The 13,203-nt window shown below is 61.5% G+C and carries 10 protein-coding genes and 2 pseudogenes; 5 read left to right on the forward strand and 7 right to left on the reverse strand.

Going from position 1 to position 13,203, the window contains the following annotated elements; translation table 11 throughout:
- Positions 1-398: 398 nt before the first annotated feature.
- From proX to hpbA, 4 genes are all read right to left on the reverse strand, one after another.
- On the reverse strand, positions 399-1,424 hold the full coding sequence (proX, locus tag IE224_RS10910; RefSeq protein ID WP_191310322.1) for a glycine betaine/L-proline ABC transporter substrate-binding protein ProX: 1,026 nt from the start codon (positions 1,422-1,424) through the stop codon (positions 399-401).
- Positions 1,425-1,461: 37 nt separating this feature from the next.
- Positions 1,462-2,385, reverse strand: a complete 924-nt coding sequence (locus tag IE224_RS10915) for an ABC transporter permease (protein ID WP_191310324.1) — start codon at positions 2,383-2,385, stop codon at positions 1,462-1,464.
- Positions 2,378-3,580 carry a quaternary amine ABC transporter ATP-binding protein gene (locus IE224_RS10920; RefSeq protein WP_229849338.1) on the reverse strand — a complete coding sequence of 401 codons (1,203 nt, stop codon included), beginning with the start codon at positions 3,578-3,580 and terminating at the stop codon, positions 2,378-2,380. Before IE224_RS10920 ends, IE224_RS10915 begins: the two co-directional genes overlap by 8 nt.
- Positions 3,581-3,922: 342 nt before the next feature.
- Entirely contained in the window at positions 3,923-5,959 is a 2,037-nt protein-coding gene (gene hpbA, locus IE224_RS10925) for an N-methyl-L-proline N-demethylase HpbA (RefSeq protein ID WP_191310326.1), read from the reverse strand.
- A 143-nt stretch (positions 5,960-6,102) separates the two neighbouring features.
- On the opposite strand from hpbA, the gene IE224_RS10930 reads away from it, so the two are divergent.
- The 4 genes from IE224_RS10930 to IE224_RS10945 all read left to right on the forward strand — a co-directional run bounded on the left by IE224_RS10930 (position 6,103) and on the right by IE224_RS10945 (position 9,571).
- Positions 6,103-6,738, forward strand: a complete 636-nt coding sequence (locus IE224_RS10930; RefSeq protein ID WP_191310524.1) for a TetR/AcrR family transcriptional regulator — start codon at positions 6,103-6,105, stop codon at positions 6,736-6,738.
- Positions 6,739-6,972: 234 nt separating this feature from the next.
- The gene (locus IE224_RS10935; RefSeq protein ID WP_229849339.1) at positions 6,973-7,710 is read left to right on the forward strand and encodes a GNAT family N-acetyltransferase; all 738 of its coding nucleotides are present in this window, start codon (positions 6,973-6,975) and stop codon (positions 7,708-7,710) included.
- A complete protein-coding gene (locus IE224_RS10940) occupies positions 7,707-8,483 on the forward strand; it encodes an isocitrate lyase/PEP mutase family protein (protein WP_191310328.1) in 777 nt (258 codons plus the stop codon). Before IE224_RS10935 ends, IE224_RS10940 begins: the two co-directional genes overlap by 4 nt.
- A 224-nt stretch (positions 8,484-8,707) precedes the next feature.
- Positions 8,708-9,571: an alpha/beta fold hydrolase gene (locus tag IE224_RS10945; protein ID WP_191310330.1), complete on the forward strand. Its 864-nt coding sequence runs from the start codon at positions 8,708-8,710 to the stop codon at positions 9,569-9,571.
- 163 nt (positions 9,572-9,734) lie between these two features.
- Here IE224_RS10945 and IE224_RS21395 read toward each other — a convergent pair.
- The 3 genes and pseudogenes from IE224_RS21395 to IE224_RS21400 all read right to left on the reverse strand — a co-directional run.
- A pseudogene (locus tag IE224_RS21395) lies at positions 9,735-10,368 on the reverse strand (tyrosine-type recombinase/integrase).
- Between the two features lie 218 nt (positions 10,369-10,586).
- The gene (locus IE224_RS21015) at positions 10,587-10,913 is read right to left on the reverse strand and encodes a Fic family protein (RefSeq protein WP_229849348.1); all 327 of its coding nucleotides are present in this window, start codon (positions 10,911-10,913) and stop codon (positions 10,587-10,589) included.
- A 188-nt stretch (positions 10,914-11,101) separates the two neighbouring features.
- Positions 11,102-11,773 (reverse strand): annotated as a pseudogene (locus IE224_RS21400) (Fic/DOC family N-terminal domain-containing protein); the annotation flags it as partial.
- Positions 11,774-12,118: 345 nt separating this feature from the next.
- On the opposite strand from IE224_RS21400, the gene IE224_RS10960 reads away from it, so the two are divergent.
- Positions 12,119-13,195, forward strand: coding sequence for a siderophore-interacting protein (locus tag IE224_RS10960; RefSeq protein WP_191310331.1), 1,077 nt, complete (start codon positions 12,119-12,121; stop codon positions 13,193-13,195).
- Positions 13,196-13,203: the final 8 nt, after the last annotated feature.

Below are 13,203 nucleotides of genomic sequence, written 5' to 3' on the forward strand. Positions count from 1 at the left end.
CCGTTGTAGCTCGCGCATATCGAATAGCGGCGGAAAGAATATCCCTCAGCTACCTTATCCCAGGTGCCAGAGGAGCTCGCAGCGCCTATCCATGCGCCATGATTTCCCGGATGACCTCCCGGAGAGATCATTGTTCGCCAACGCAGCTAGTCGATCTCGCTGCGGCATGCTTGAACGGCCGCTTCAGGAAAGCTGCACCGCAGCACCAGACCGGTACCGACCGACCGCAATGGGCCGACTCTATCATAGCAGTTCCTTACCGGCGATGATGCTTCGTGCTAGGATAACCTACAGCTCGGCAGTGCGTCCTTCTCGTCTGGAGGTCCTGCCAGCGCGTTGCTGGCAGGACTTGGCTCCCTTTACACAAAAGCAATCCGTCGTGCGCGGCGCGCGGCTGTTTATTGCGCAGCAGCCCGCGCCACTTCCAGCCAGCCGTCCACCAGAGCCCGATTGTTCGCGATCCACTCGTGCGCCTGCGCTTGGATATCATCATTGCCCTCGTTCATTGCGGCGTTTTGGGCGAAGATGTCAGCCAGCGGTATCTCGGCTGCCTCCAGAAGCGCTCGGACAGCCGGATTTTCTTCAAGGAATGCCGTGTTTGCAACGGGGACGATGTCGTTGGCCGGGAAGCCCAGCATGCAGGGGTCGCTGACGCAGCCTTCGACGCCCTCCATGGTCGCCGCATCCTCCAGATCGGCAAGCTCCTCAGGCAGGTCGACCTCGGGCACCTCAATCCAGACAACATCCTTGCCGGGCACTAGCTCATTCACGGTCCAGTTCGGCGTCCAGGTATAGAAGAATATCGGCTCGCCATTCCCGTAGGCCGCGACGGCATCGGCCATCGAGGCGGAATAACCGGCCTTGATCGGGTTCACGTGGTCGCGCAATTCGTAGGCGTCCAGGTGATGTTCGATGTTGATCTCGCACCCCCAGCCCGGCGGGCAAGCGACCATGTCTGCGTGTCCGTCGCCGTCCCGGTCAAAGGCCGCCTTCACGTCGTCGCGCTTGAAGTCGTCAAGCGAGGTGATGCCAAACTTGTCGGCGCTTGCCTTGTCGACAAGATACCCTTCAAGCGCACCACCCTTGGCCACGGCGCCCACGATTTCCGCTTTGCCCTCGAAGGTTGGGCGGTAGGTGTTGTGCAGCGGGAACCACCCGTCCACCCAAAGCGCCACATCCCCATAGGCGACGGATTCATAGAATACCGGGTTGTCCAGCGTCAGCGTGTCCAACACCGTATATCCCAGTTCTTCGATCATCTGGCGGTAGATCTCGGTATGGAACCAGCCGGTGTCCCAAGTCGGGCGCGCCATTTTCAGCGTGACACCCTCCCCCGGTGCGTCCTGGGCCGCAGCAGCGTTGCCAATGAACATAAGCGCCGCCCCGATGGCGCCTGCGGCGACGGTGGTCTTGAATTTCTGCATGGTTGGTCTCCCTCTGATGTTGCTTGACTGTTGTCGTTCAGCCGGGGTTCGCCCCGCCGGGCCGTGGCGCTGCGCGGAAGAACCCGGCCAGGGTGCGCATCAGCGACGGCTGCGGGCCGAAGCCCTTTTCCCCCAGCCCTTGCGTGATCCGGTCCAGGACGATGGCAAGGATCACGATCCCGACGCCGCCCGATGTGGCCTCACCCACGTTCAACCGTCCAAGTCCGGTGTTGACGACCAGGCCCAGCCCGCCCGCCCCGATCAGGGCGGCGATGACGACCATCGACAGGGCCAGCATCAAGGTCTGGTTCAGGCCGGCCAGGATGGTGCGCATCGCTAGGGGCAGTTGCAGGTCCCAGAGCATCTGCCAGCGGGTCGATCCGAACGACTGCGCCGCCTCGATCAGATCATGACGGACGCCCCGGATGCCGAGATTTGTCAGGCGCACAATCGGCGGGATGGCAAAGATGATCGTCGCGATGATCCCAGGCGTCATGCCAACGCCGAACAGCATCACGATGGGGACCAGATAGACGAAGGACGGAATGGTCTGCATGATGTCGAGGACTGGCCGAATGGCGCGCCATGCTAAATCGCTTCGGGCGGCAAGGATGCCCAGCGGAATGCCAATGACGGCGCAGAACAGGACCGAGGTCACGATCATCGCAAGGGTTGTCATCGTTTCGGGCCAGTAGCCGATCATGTCGATAAAGGCGAACCCGAGAACCGTGAAGATGGCCGTGCCCTTGCCCGCCCAACGCCAAGCGGCCAGTGCGAAAGCAAGGGTGCTCGCCATCATCGGCACCCACAGCATGAAGGCGTTCAGCATGTTCAGGACAGTGGAGATCGGCACCTGCGCGGCCCGGAAGAACGGCCGGAAATTCGGCACCAGCCAGCCACGCACGAAGCCGTTCATCCAGTCATCGAAGGGGATGGTGACAAGGTCAGCGGGGCTAAGCATCCAAGTGCTCCCTCTTTTGGCGATGCGTGGGCATCGGTCCACCGGCAAGGCAGGCGAAAAGGTCATCCAGCTCGACCACGCCGGTAAGCGTGCCGCCATCGTCAAGCACCGCGATGGGCAGCCCGCGAGCGGCATGGGCGTAAAGCTCGTGCAGTTTGGCCTCTGGCACGGTGCTGGAAAAGGGCCGGAGCAGGTCGCGCGGTGCGCCACCGTCGCGCACCAGATCCTCGTAGCGCACGATGCCCGCTATGCGATCCGCTGCCAGGACGTAAAGGGCGTTGCGGCCGAGTTGCTGCATCCGGTCCAGTGCGCGCTGGCAATTATCCTCCAGGTGCAGGGTCTCGGACGGGCGGGCGATGTCGGTGGCCCGAAAGACGCGGCCGCGGTCGATATCGCCGACAAAGGCGGCGACATAGTCGTCGGCGGGATTTGCCACGATCTCCTGCGGGGCGCCGACCTGCACAAAGCGCCCGTCGCGCATGATCGCGATGCGGTCCCCCAGCAGCAATGCCTCATTCAGGTCGTGGGTGATGAAGATAATCGTCTTCTTCAGTGTCTTTTGGAGGACCACAAGCTCCTCCTGCATCTCGCGGCGGATCAGCGGGTCAAGTGCGCCGAAGGGCTCGTCCATGAGCAGGATCTGCGGCCCCGTGGCCAGGGCGCGCGCCAGCCCCACGCGCTGCTGCATGCCCCCCGAAAGCTGCGGCGGCAGGGCGTCCGCCCAGGCACCCAAGCCCACCTGCTCCAGGGTCTGCAGCGCTGTCGCGCGCCGTTCCGCAGCGGGCATGCCCTTGATCTTCAAGCCATAGGCGACGTTTTCCGTAATGGTCCAATGCGGGAACAGCGCGAAATGCTGAAACACCATCGCGATCTTCTCGCGCCGGATGGCCTGTAAGCGGTCGGGCCCGCAGCTTGCCACGTCTTCTCCGTCGATACAGATTTCGCCCGAGGTCGGCGGGACAAGCCCGTTCAGCATTCGCACCAGCGTGGACTTGCCAGAACCGGAGAGCCCCATCACCACGAAGATCTCGCCCTCGGACACGTCGAAACTGGTGTCCTGCACGCCCACCGTGGCCCCGGTTTCGAGCAGGATCTCCTCCTTGCCCTTGCCCTGCCGCAGCCGAGCGAGCGCCTCGTCAGCCCCTGCGCCGAAAATCTTGAACACGTGACGAACGGAAAGTTTCGGAGACATCATTTCCCTGCTTTTGGTCGCGGAGGAGCACAAACGCAGCCAGGCGTCGCCCCATGAAAACGCGCCCGCCTCGGACCCAAGGTTCCCATTGATGCAGGAAGCCTAGGCCGTGCATCTTGGTGAATCAACGGGTTGACAGGCAATTGCCCGAAAAGACCTACGATTGGAGCAAGGAACCGGTCCGCCGGCATTTAGTCCCCCGAACCACGTCTGGCGGAAACCCGTTGGTCCTCTTCCGTTGGCAGGACTGCCTGCTGGTTCAGTCGCCGGGGCGGATGGCGCCTTGCCAGACCTGGTCTTTCCAAGTCCGGTGCTGCATGATCCGGCGACGGGGACTTCATGGCTTCACAGATCCTTCATCAACCGCAGCGCGTCATAAACGGCGGCGTGGGTGTTCCGAGCGGCCACCGCGTCACCAATCCGGAACAGGCGAAAGCGGCCCGTCGGGTTTCGGACCACGGCCTGTGCGTTCCCCGCCGTCAGCGCCTGGTAATCCACCTCGCCCAAGTTGCGCGACAACGGCTTCAGATCGAAATACAGCTCGTCCAGCGGCCGGGTGCCGTGGTTGACCACGACCTGATCGACCAGCCGCTGGCGGCTCATGTCGCCATAATCGCTGCCAAGCGTGGCGCGTAGCTTATTGCCCTCGCGGGTTACCGACAGCAGGCGCCACGTCACCGTGAAGGTCACGTCGCGACGCTGCAGGCTGCGCATATAGGGCACGAGGTTCATTGCCATGACTTCGGGGGCAAAGCTGCGGTCGGGGGTCACGATCTCGACGGCGGCGCCCGTCGCGGCGATGGCATCGGCTGCCTGAAGCGCCGCGTGATCGCCCGCGTCGTCAAAGATCAGGACGTCATGGCACGACTTCACGTCACCCGAGATGATGTCCCAGGCCGAGCAGACCAGATCATTGCCCTGCGACAGCACCTCGGTATGCGGAAGGCCACCCGTGGCAATGACAACGTCGTCGGGATCGGTCGCCAGCACGTCGCCGACCTCGGCAAGGGTATTGAAGTTGAAGCGCACGCCGAGCTTTTCGCACATTGCGATCCGCCACGAGATGATCGAGCTCATTTCGCGCCGGCGGTCCTGCCGGGCCGTCAGACGGACCTGCCCTCCGGGTTCATCGGCGGCCTCGAATACCGTCACGTCATGTCCTCGCTCGGCCGCCACGCGGGCGGCTTCCAACCCTGCTGGTCCTGCACCGACGATCGTGACGCGGCGCTTTTCCGTCGCGGGCGGAATATCATGCGGCATCGTCTCCTCTCGTCCAGTGGCGGCATTGTGCAGGCAGAAGGCCAGTCCGCCTTGATAGATCCGGTCCAGGCAATAGTTGGCGCCAACGCATGGACGGATATCGTCCTCGCGCCCCTCCATGATCTTGCGGACCAGGTGCGGGTCAGCCATGTGCGCCCGCGTCATACCGACCATGTCCAGAAGACCGGCGGCGATGGCATGACGCGCCGTCGGCACGTCCGGGATCTTGGCGGCGTGGAAGGTTGGAAAGCCGGTCGCCTTGCGGATCTCGCCGGCAAAATTCAGGTGCGGCGCGTTCCGCATTCCCTGCACTGGAATGACATCCGTCAGGCCGGCATCGGTGTCGATATGGCCCCGCACGACGTTCAGGAAGTCGACAAGGCCGCTGTCCTTCAGCATATGCGAGACCTGGAAGCCTTCGTCGCGCGTCATTCCGCCCGGCAGCACCTGATCACCCGTATAGCGCAGACCGACGATGAAATCCTTGCCACAGCGTTTTCGGATCGCAGCCAGCACCTCCATCGTGAAGCGGAGGCGGTTTTCCAGGCTGCCGCCATAGGGGCCGTCCAGATCGTTCGTCAAGGGCGACCAGAATTGCTCCAGCAGGTGACCATAGGCCTCCAGCTCGATCCCGTCGACACCAGCGGCCTTCATCCGTTCGGCCGCATCGGCAAAATCGCGGATGACGCGGGCAATATCCCAGTCTTCCATCCGCTTGGGAAAAGCGCGATGCGCGGCTTCGCGTTCATGGCTTGGAGCCAGGACCGGCAGCCAGTCCCCCTTGTCCCATCGCGTCCGGCGCCCCAAGTGGGTCAGCTGGATCATCACCGCCGCGCCGTGGTCGTGGCATTCGTCCACCAGCTGCTTCATCCAGCCGACGACCTCGTCCTTGTAGGCCAGGATGTTGTTGAACACCGGCGGGCTGTCCTTCGACACCGCAGCCGAACCTGCGGTCATGGTCAGTGCGACACCGGCCTTGGCGCGCTCCACGTGATAGGCGCGATAGCGGCCCTTGGGCATTCCGTCCTCGGGATAGGCGGGTTCATGGCTGGTGATCATGATCCGGTTCCGAAGCGTCAGGTGCTTCAACCGGTAGGGCTGAAGAAGCGGATCGTTGGACATTACGGGCTTTCAGGCAAATGCGGTTTACGTCATGAGGCCGGTAATGTTCACTTGTGTCAACAATCTTCTTCCGCCTGTTTGGAAGAATGTCACTGATGAACAATGCCCTTGTCTTGCACATTCCGAGTTCGTTAATTGGAGTCATGAATGAAAATGCGATCAATGCACCCGGATGGCGGGGCTCTCGTGCCGGATGGCTCGAGGCGGGGTATCAGGCCTTGATCGAGAGCGGGGTCGATGGCGTGAAGATCATGCCCTTGGCCAAGCGGCTGAACCTGTCGCGCACCAGTTTCTATTGGTTTTTCGACGACCGTGAAGCCCTGCTGGCTGCCTTGCTGGACGGATGGGCTGCCCGCACTACACTGCCTTTGATCGCGGCTACGCGACAGTATGCGGAAACACAGGCGGAAGCGATGCTGAACGTGATCGGCTGCTTCCTGTCGCACCACACCTTCGACTCGAGGCTGGAGTTCGCCGTCCGCAGCTGGGCTCTCCGAGATGAGCCCGTGGCAGCGCGGATCAAGGAGGCGGATGAGATGCGTATCGCGGCCCTGACATCCATGATGCAGCACTGGGGGCACGATCCGGTGGCCGCAGATGTGCGTGCGCGTACCGTCTACTTGGTCCAGATCGGTTACATCTCGATGCAGGCGACCGAAGACCTGCAAACCCGTCTTGGCCGCATCCCAACATATGTCGAAATCTACACCGGCAGCCTTCCGGAGCCACGCGAGATCGCTCGCTTCCACGCCCGCTTTCAGGATCGTACTGCGACGTAAGGCTTGGGATTACCGGAACAACGAGCCGGGCGGGAGCGGCTCTGGGCGTACAACGTTTTGAGCGTCCTGTCGAAGTAGCCCGCGACCTCTCTTTCTGCTCAACCATGATGGCGTCTCGACCGCCACGGGAGGTCATTAAATCTATGTCGCCGATCGGGTGCTCCTGCGCATGTGGCCTGAAACCTCCACAAGCGGAAAAGATCTCTTGGGTGGGGTTGAGTGACATCGTAACAGATGTGCACCACTTGCTGCAGCGGGCAGGCGTTATCGATGCTGCTACCATCTTGGCTCGAAGGAAGGGCACAGAACCATGAATCTAGCAGACTGGTCGGCAAGGCCGCGTCCGGCGCGGGCACCGCTAGAGGGATGCTACGTCCGGCTGGAGCCATTGGCACACCAGCACGCCACTACGCTTTTCCAGGCCGCATCAGCGGGGGCGCAGAGGACCGTTTTCGTTGGCTGTTCGAAAGCCCCCCTCGGAACCGCGCTGAGTTCGACGCCTGGATCGAGACCGCATCGGCCTCGACCGATCCCCTGTTCTTTGCGGTGATCGATAAGGAGACGGGCCGTGCCGAAGGCCGCCAATCCTTGATGCGGATTGACCAAGCTCATGGCGTCATCGAGATCGGCAACATCATGTGGGGGCCTGCGCTTCAGCAAACGCGGATGGCGACCGAAGCGCTTTACCTGTTTGCCGCCCATGTCTTTGCCCTCGGCTATCGCCGCTTCGAGTGGAAGTGCAATGACCTGAATGCCCCCTCCAAGCGTGCGGCCATCCGCTTCGGCTTCCAACCCGAAGGCGTGTTCCGTCAGCACATGGTCGTCAAGGGCGCCAATCGCGACACTGCCTGGTTCGCCATCACCGATCAGGATTGGCAGCGCCTGTGCCCAAGCTATCAGGCATGGCTGTCGCCTGACAATTTCGACACGGGCGGGCGGCAAGTACGGAAGCTGGAGGACTACAGGTCATGACGACAACAACCGCAACAGACAAGCGCATCACCTTTCGCCAGATGCATGACAGTGGGTTTTTCCTTCTGCCAAACGCCTCGGATGCTGGCAGCGCAGTGCGCCTCACCAAGGCAGGATTTCGCGCGATCGCATCAACCAGTGCCGGTGCAGCCTGGGCGGCAGGCAAGGAGGATGGAGAACTTGGCCTGGGTGACGTGCTCTATCACCTGCGGATGCTGGTATCGGCCACTCCCCTGCCGGTGAATGCCGATTTCGAGAACGGCTTCGCGGATCGGCCAGAAGATGTTGCCCACAATGTCTCGCTCGCCATGGAAACAGGGGTTGCAGCCATCTCCATCGAGGACTGGTCCGGAAGCCTGATGTATGAAACCGGATTGGCAGTCGAACGCCTGCAGGCTGCTCGCACGGCAATCGACGCCGTCGACCCTGCGGCCATGCTGATTGGCCGCAACGAGAACTTCCGCGTGCCCGGCATGTCGGCCGCCGAGAGCATTGCCCGCGCCGTGGCTTACGCGGGAGCCGGCGCAGATTGTCTGTTTGTTCCCTTCATCCGCGACGAGGGTGCTGTGGCCGAACTGGTCGCAGCAGTTGCCCCTAAGCCGGTCAATGTTGTTGTCCATGAGTATGATGACAGGATTGGCGCCTTTGCCGCCCTCGGCGTCCGGCGCTGCAGTGTCGGAGGCAGCCTCGCCAGGCGTGCATGGGCAGCATTTGATGAGGCGGCGATGGTTCTCAGACGATGTGAAAGCGAAGCCGTCACCCACACAGCTTGATCCTTCCTGCTGCCTCGCATGGCACAGGGAATAACAATGTCATCCTTGACCCCATTGGGCTGTTTCGGCATGGGCATGGCGATGCTGCGGCGGCTGCCTTGAGCCTGATGCCTTTCGCTGAGGTGGTATCAACGCAAACGAGCCCATCCCCGTCATTCGGAACTACGTTCTTCGCAGTTCGTGTTACGTCGATGAACTGAGAGCAACCTGATCAAGGATTGAGGGTGGCGGACTTTTTCAAAGATTTCACTGAACGGCACGTGCTGACATCGCACGGCAAAATCCGTGTGCGATATGGCGGGTCAGGCTTACCCATCCTCCTTCTTCACGGACACCCGAGAACGCATACCACTTGGTTCAAAGTAGCGCCTCAGCTCGCGCAAGAGTTCTCAGTGGTTTGTGCGGACATGCCTGGTTTTGGGCAAAGTTATCAGCCGGAAACACTTGCGGGCAGTTCGGCAAGGGCGAAGGCGGCCGCATTGCACGAATGCATGGCTGTTCTTGGGCATGACAAGTTCGGGGTCGCGGGACACGACCGTGGATCTTATCGGGCTTTCCGGCTGGCGATGGACTACCCAGACAGTGTTATAGGCCTTGTCGTCATGGACGGCGTTCCAATCTACGAAACACTGAACAGGGCAGATTGGCGTTTTGCCAAGGATTGGTGGCACTGGTTCTTCTTCGCTCAAAGCGAAAAGGCAGAAGCGGCCATCCAAGCTCGTCCCGACCTCTGGTATCCTACGAAAGCCGTTCCCGGGGCAGAAAATAACCTGGATTACCTCGCTGCGACTCGCAGCCCCGAAGTCGTACGGGGCATGCTTGCAGATTATCGCGCAGGGCTTGAGTTCGATTACGATGATGACAGACGCGACAAGGATGCAGGACGACGCCTACAGTGCCCGCTGGGTGTCCTTTGGTCGCGCTATGACGACATGGAAAAGCTGTATGGCGATCCAGCCAGTCCTTGGGCGGATTGGAGTGATCGGATCGTGCTGCGACAGGGCATCCCAAGCGGGCACCACATGGCCGAAGAAGCTCCTGGTGACGTCGCCGACATGATCAGGTTGTTTTTTGCCAAGCTTTGCTGAACGTCGGCTTCTGTCCGCCTCGCAGACAGCGCCCCGCCCCTGCCCTGCGTTTCTGCGGCAAACATGGAGGGCCGGTTCAGGGAAGCTGCAACGCAGCGGCTGACGGAGGCCGACCGTCGGTTATGGGCCGGCCCGGCACGAAACTTGTCGGCCGGCTTCCGGACTACAGACCTATCCCTTCTGACAGCGTCAGCGCATCACCGAGGTCGACGCTGAGGTCTTGAACAGTGCTGTCCATCTTGGTGCGGCCCAGCAGAAGTTGAGCCGCCCGCAGGGTGCCCGTCTTCTTGTAGATCTGCGCCACCTTTGTCGGGCGCATCGAATGCGTGCCATAGGCGCTTGGCTCAAGACCTATCGACGAGACCCATTCACGCAGGATGCGCGCATATTGGCGCGCCGACAGATGGGCGCTGTGGTGGAGACGGCAGGGCCAGAGATACTCCAACCCAAGCATTTCCGGGTCGGCAATTCCACGTTCAAACGATTTGGCATGTCGTTTCGGTGATCTCGAAGCGGACAGGCTTTCCGGTCTTGCTCTGGGTGACGGAGGCGCGCTCTTTGACCCTCTCGGCAACAAAAACGTTCCGGACCTTCAGGCAGACCAAGTCGCAGCCTCGAAGCTTGCTGTCGACGGCCATGTTGAACAATGCCAGGTCGCGTCGGTTGTCCGCCATCTCCAGGGGGACCCGGATCGACCAGACATGTTTTGGCAGCAACGGGCGTTTCTGGCCGATGATGCGCCCTTTGTTCCAGGCGGGACGTTCAGGCCGGAGCGCAGGGAGAAGATCGATGGACATGGTGTTACCTCCTGTCCTTCAGCCCCGCCCTGACTTCGGATGATCCGACAAGCTCAATGGTATCACAGATGTACGCGCTGCTTTGCGCAGCCTAGCATGCAGTAAGCCGACTGATGACAATGCAGCATTCCCTGGCCGCGAGGCAATGGGAGCGGGCGATCAGTTGCGCTGATCACGTCGTTCAGATCGCTGCTCGTCCCTACGGCCTGATGCCGTTGCTACGTCTCCTCAGATACGGTCATCAGCAGTCGTACGAGAGGTGTGTTGATGTAATAGTTGCTCTTCCCGGCCCGATGCTTCTCCACAAAGCCACGCTCAGTCAGTGTGTCGAGATACCTCGCCGCGGTCTGGCGAGTAATGGCGAGTTCATTTTGGACATAGTCGATGCGCGTATAGGGGTGCCGAAAAAGGTTGTTCAGCAGATCCTGGCTGTAGATCTTCGGCAGTTCCGACCGAAGCCGATGCTTTGCTTCGCGCATCTGCAGGCCAATGCCTTCGACCAGTTCTGCGGTGGTAATTGCCGTTTCCGCCACGGCATCCAGCATGAAGATGACCCAATCCTCCCATGCTCCGTGATCCCGCACAGCCTGCAGGAGTCGATAGTAGTCGCTCTTGTGCCGGGTGATGTGGCGCGAAAGGTAGAGAACGGGAATGTCCAGCAGGCCGTGCGCGTCAAGTAGAGCACGTTCAGGATGCGTCCGATCCGCCCGTTCCCGTCCGCGAAGGGATGAATGCTTTCGAATTGATGGTGAATGAGCGCCATCTTGATGAGTGGGTCGAGGTCCGACAGGTCATCGTCATTCACGAACCGCTCGAGGTCGGTCATCAGCCGAATGATCTCGTTCGCGTCCTGCGGCGGTACGAAGACTGTCTCCCCGCTCCGTTCATTTTTCAGGGCAGTGCCGGGCGTGACCCTGAAGGCATCATCGCGATCCTTCAGGAGGCGGAACATGTCGATGAGGGTCGAGTTCGGGATGAGCCCGCCTGTCTCGACCAGTCTGCGGTGTCCAAGCCGCAGGGCATCGCGGTAGCGGGCAACTTCCTTGGCAGCAGGTGACTGGGGATCGTCGGGGAATACATCTGCCTGGAACAGCTCGTCCTGCGTCGTGACAATGTTCTCGACCTCGGACGAAGCCTTTGCTTCCTGCAGGGCCAAGGTATCAATCAGGATGCCCTGGTTGGGGATCGTCCTCGCCTGCCCCTTAAGGTTTGCCAAGGCCCGCGACGCGCGGTTCAGGCTCTTCAACACTTGTACGGTTTCGAGTTCCACCGGCGGAGGCAGCCTCGGCAGAATGTATGTCGGCTTTAACATGAGATCGTCAACGTGTTCGATAAATGGGTTTTCCTTAACATGACAAGACGCACATGTTCGCTCAAGCCACGTATCGTGAACATGACATTGCATGAGAAGGTTGGAAGGTTGTCACTTGGCTCCGATGGTTGTCCGGATCTTCGATGATCAAGACCAACGTGACTCACCGCGCACAGAGGGCGGGAACCGGATGGACGAGGGAGGAGCATTGAGAGCAGAAGTCCCGCATGCGGGACGTTTGTCTGGCGGGCCCTCCAAAATCTCTTATTGAACTAGAGTTGGAGTTTGCCGCGTCCACCGCGTCGAGTTGACGTGCCCAAATCGTTGCAAGTTAACATTGCAGACATGCACGAGAGCCTAGCTGCCGACGATGTCGTACGCTACACGGGTGCCAGCCACGCTTTGCGCAGCCAGAAACCTCCTGCATTAGAGACACCGATGCTGCACGCGAAAACCAGGCTTACCTATCCTCGTAGTGCCGCTGCCATGTTCCGCTTCGCGGCGGATCATCCGGAATACATCACGGGAACGGAGGCAGGCCCCTGGCGGATGCAGATCCCGCTGGGCAGCTTCGAGGCGCGGCGAGACGGTGAGGCGCTTCTCGTTGAGGCAGCAGGGGTCAACCCCATCGGCCTCAGCTACATGAAGCTGATCTTCGTGGATCATATCCGCGAGTATCTGGCAGAAGACGTGGATCTGCACTGGGAGGGCGACGGACAGTCCCATGGCGTTCCGCCGTTCTTCCGCGAGGTCCGCGTCACGGCCTCGCGTCGCCTGACCCCGTCGATGCAAAGGGTCACCTTCGCCGTTCCGGACCTGGAAGACCTGCCGCTGGACGAGCTTCACGTCCGTCTGCTCCTGCCTCCGGAGGATCGGCCAGCAAACCTGCCGCCTGTGTGGCCGATGCTGACAGCAAGTGGTGCGCTGAGCTTTCCCGCCCGGTCCGATGCCTTGCTGGTGCGCGTCTACACGATCCGCCATGTCGATCTGGCGCGGGGCGAGGTGGACATCGACTTCGTGCTCCATCCGACCGCCGAGAGATCGGCCGGGGGTTGGGCTGCGGCGTGCCGCCCGGGCGAGGTGGCGGGACTGCTGGGTCCGGGCGGCGGGGCGATCCCCCAGGCACCACGGGTGCTTCTGCTGGGCGACGAGACGGCGCTGCCGTCCATCGCCCGCATGCTGGAGGCTGCGTCGCCCAGGTCCATCTGCGAGGCGATCATCGAGGTGGATGGCCCCGAGGATGAACAAGATCTGGCCGGCCCGGTGGAGTGGCTGCATCGGCATGGCGCCGCGCCGGGCACGCGGCGGCTTCTGGTCGAGGCGCTTGCCCGGCGGCAGCCGTCCGATGATCTTTACGTCTGGGCCGGATGCGAGTTCGATGCGTTCCGCGATATCCGCCGCCACGTCCGTTCGGTCTGGAAGATGCCGCGCGACCGGCACATGGTCGCAGCCTACTGGCGGCGCGGCGTGGCCGGCGAGATGGCGGAAGAACCGCACCACAGTTCTGCCGCCTGAACCCGGCG

The organism is Paracoccus aerius (genome assembly GCF_014656455.1).
GTDB lineage: Bacteria > Pseudomonadota > Alphaproteobacteria > Rhodobacterales > Rhodobacteraceae > Paracoccus > Paracoccus aerius.

Coding starts and splice junctions, on each gene's coding strand:
- IE224_RS10930 (WP_191310524.1), top strand. CDS start 6,103: ATGAATGAAAATGCGATCAATGCACCCGGATGGCGGGGCTCTCGTGCC.
- IE224_RS10920 (WP_229849338.1), bottom strand. CDS start 3,580: ATGATGTCTCCGAAACTTTCCGTTCGTCACGTGTTCAAGATTTTCGGC.
- proX (WP_191310322.1), bottom strand. CDS start 1,424: ATGCAGAAATTCAAGACCACCGTCGCCGCAGGCGCCATCGGGGCGGCG.
- IE224_RS10915 (WP_191310324.1), bottom strand. CDS start 2,385: ATGCTTAGCCCCGCTGACCTTGTCACCATCCCCTTCGATGACTGGATG.
- IE224_RS10935 (WP_229849339.1), top strand. CDS start 6,973: ATGTGCACCACTTGCTGCAGCGGGCAGGCGTTATCGATGCTGCTACCA.
- IE224_RS10940 (WP_191310328.1), top strand. CDS start 7,707: ATGACGACAACAACCGCAACAGACAAGCGCATCACCTTTCGCCAGATG.
- IE224_RS21015 (WP_229849348.1), bottom strand. CDS start 10,913: ATGCTGGATGCCGTGGCGGAAACGGCAATTACCACCGCAGAACTGGTC.
- hpbA (WP_191310326.1), bottom strand. CDS start 5,959: ATGTCCAACGATCCGCTTCTTCAGCCCTACCGGTTGAAGCACCTGACG.
- IE224_RS10960 (WP_191310331.1), top strand. CDS start 12,119: ATGCTGCACGCGAAAACCAGGCTTACCTATCCTCGTAGTGCCGCTGCC.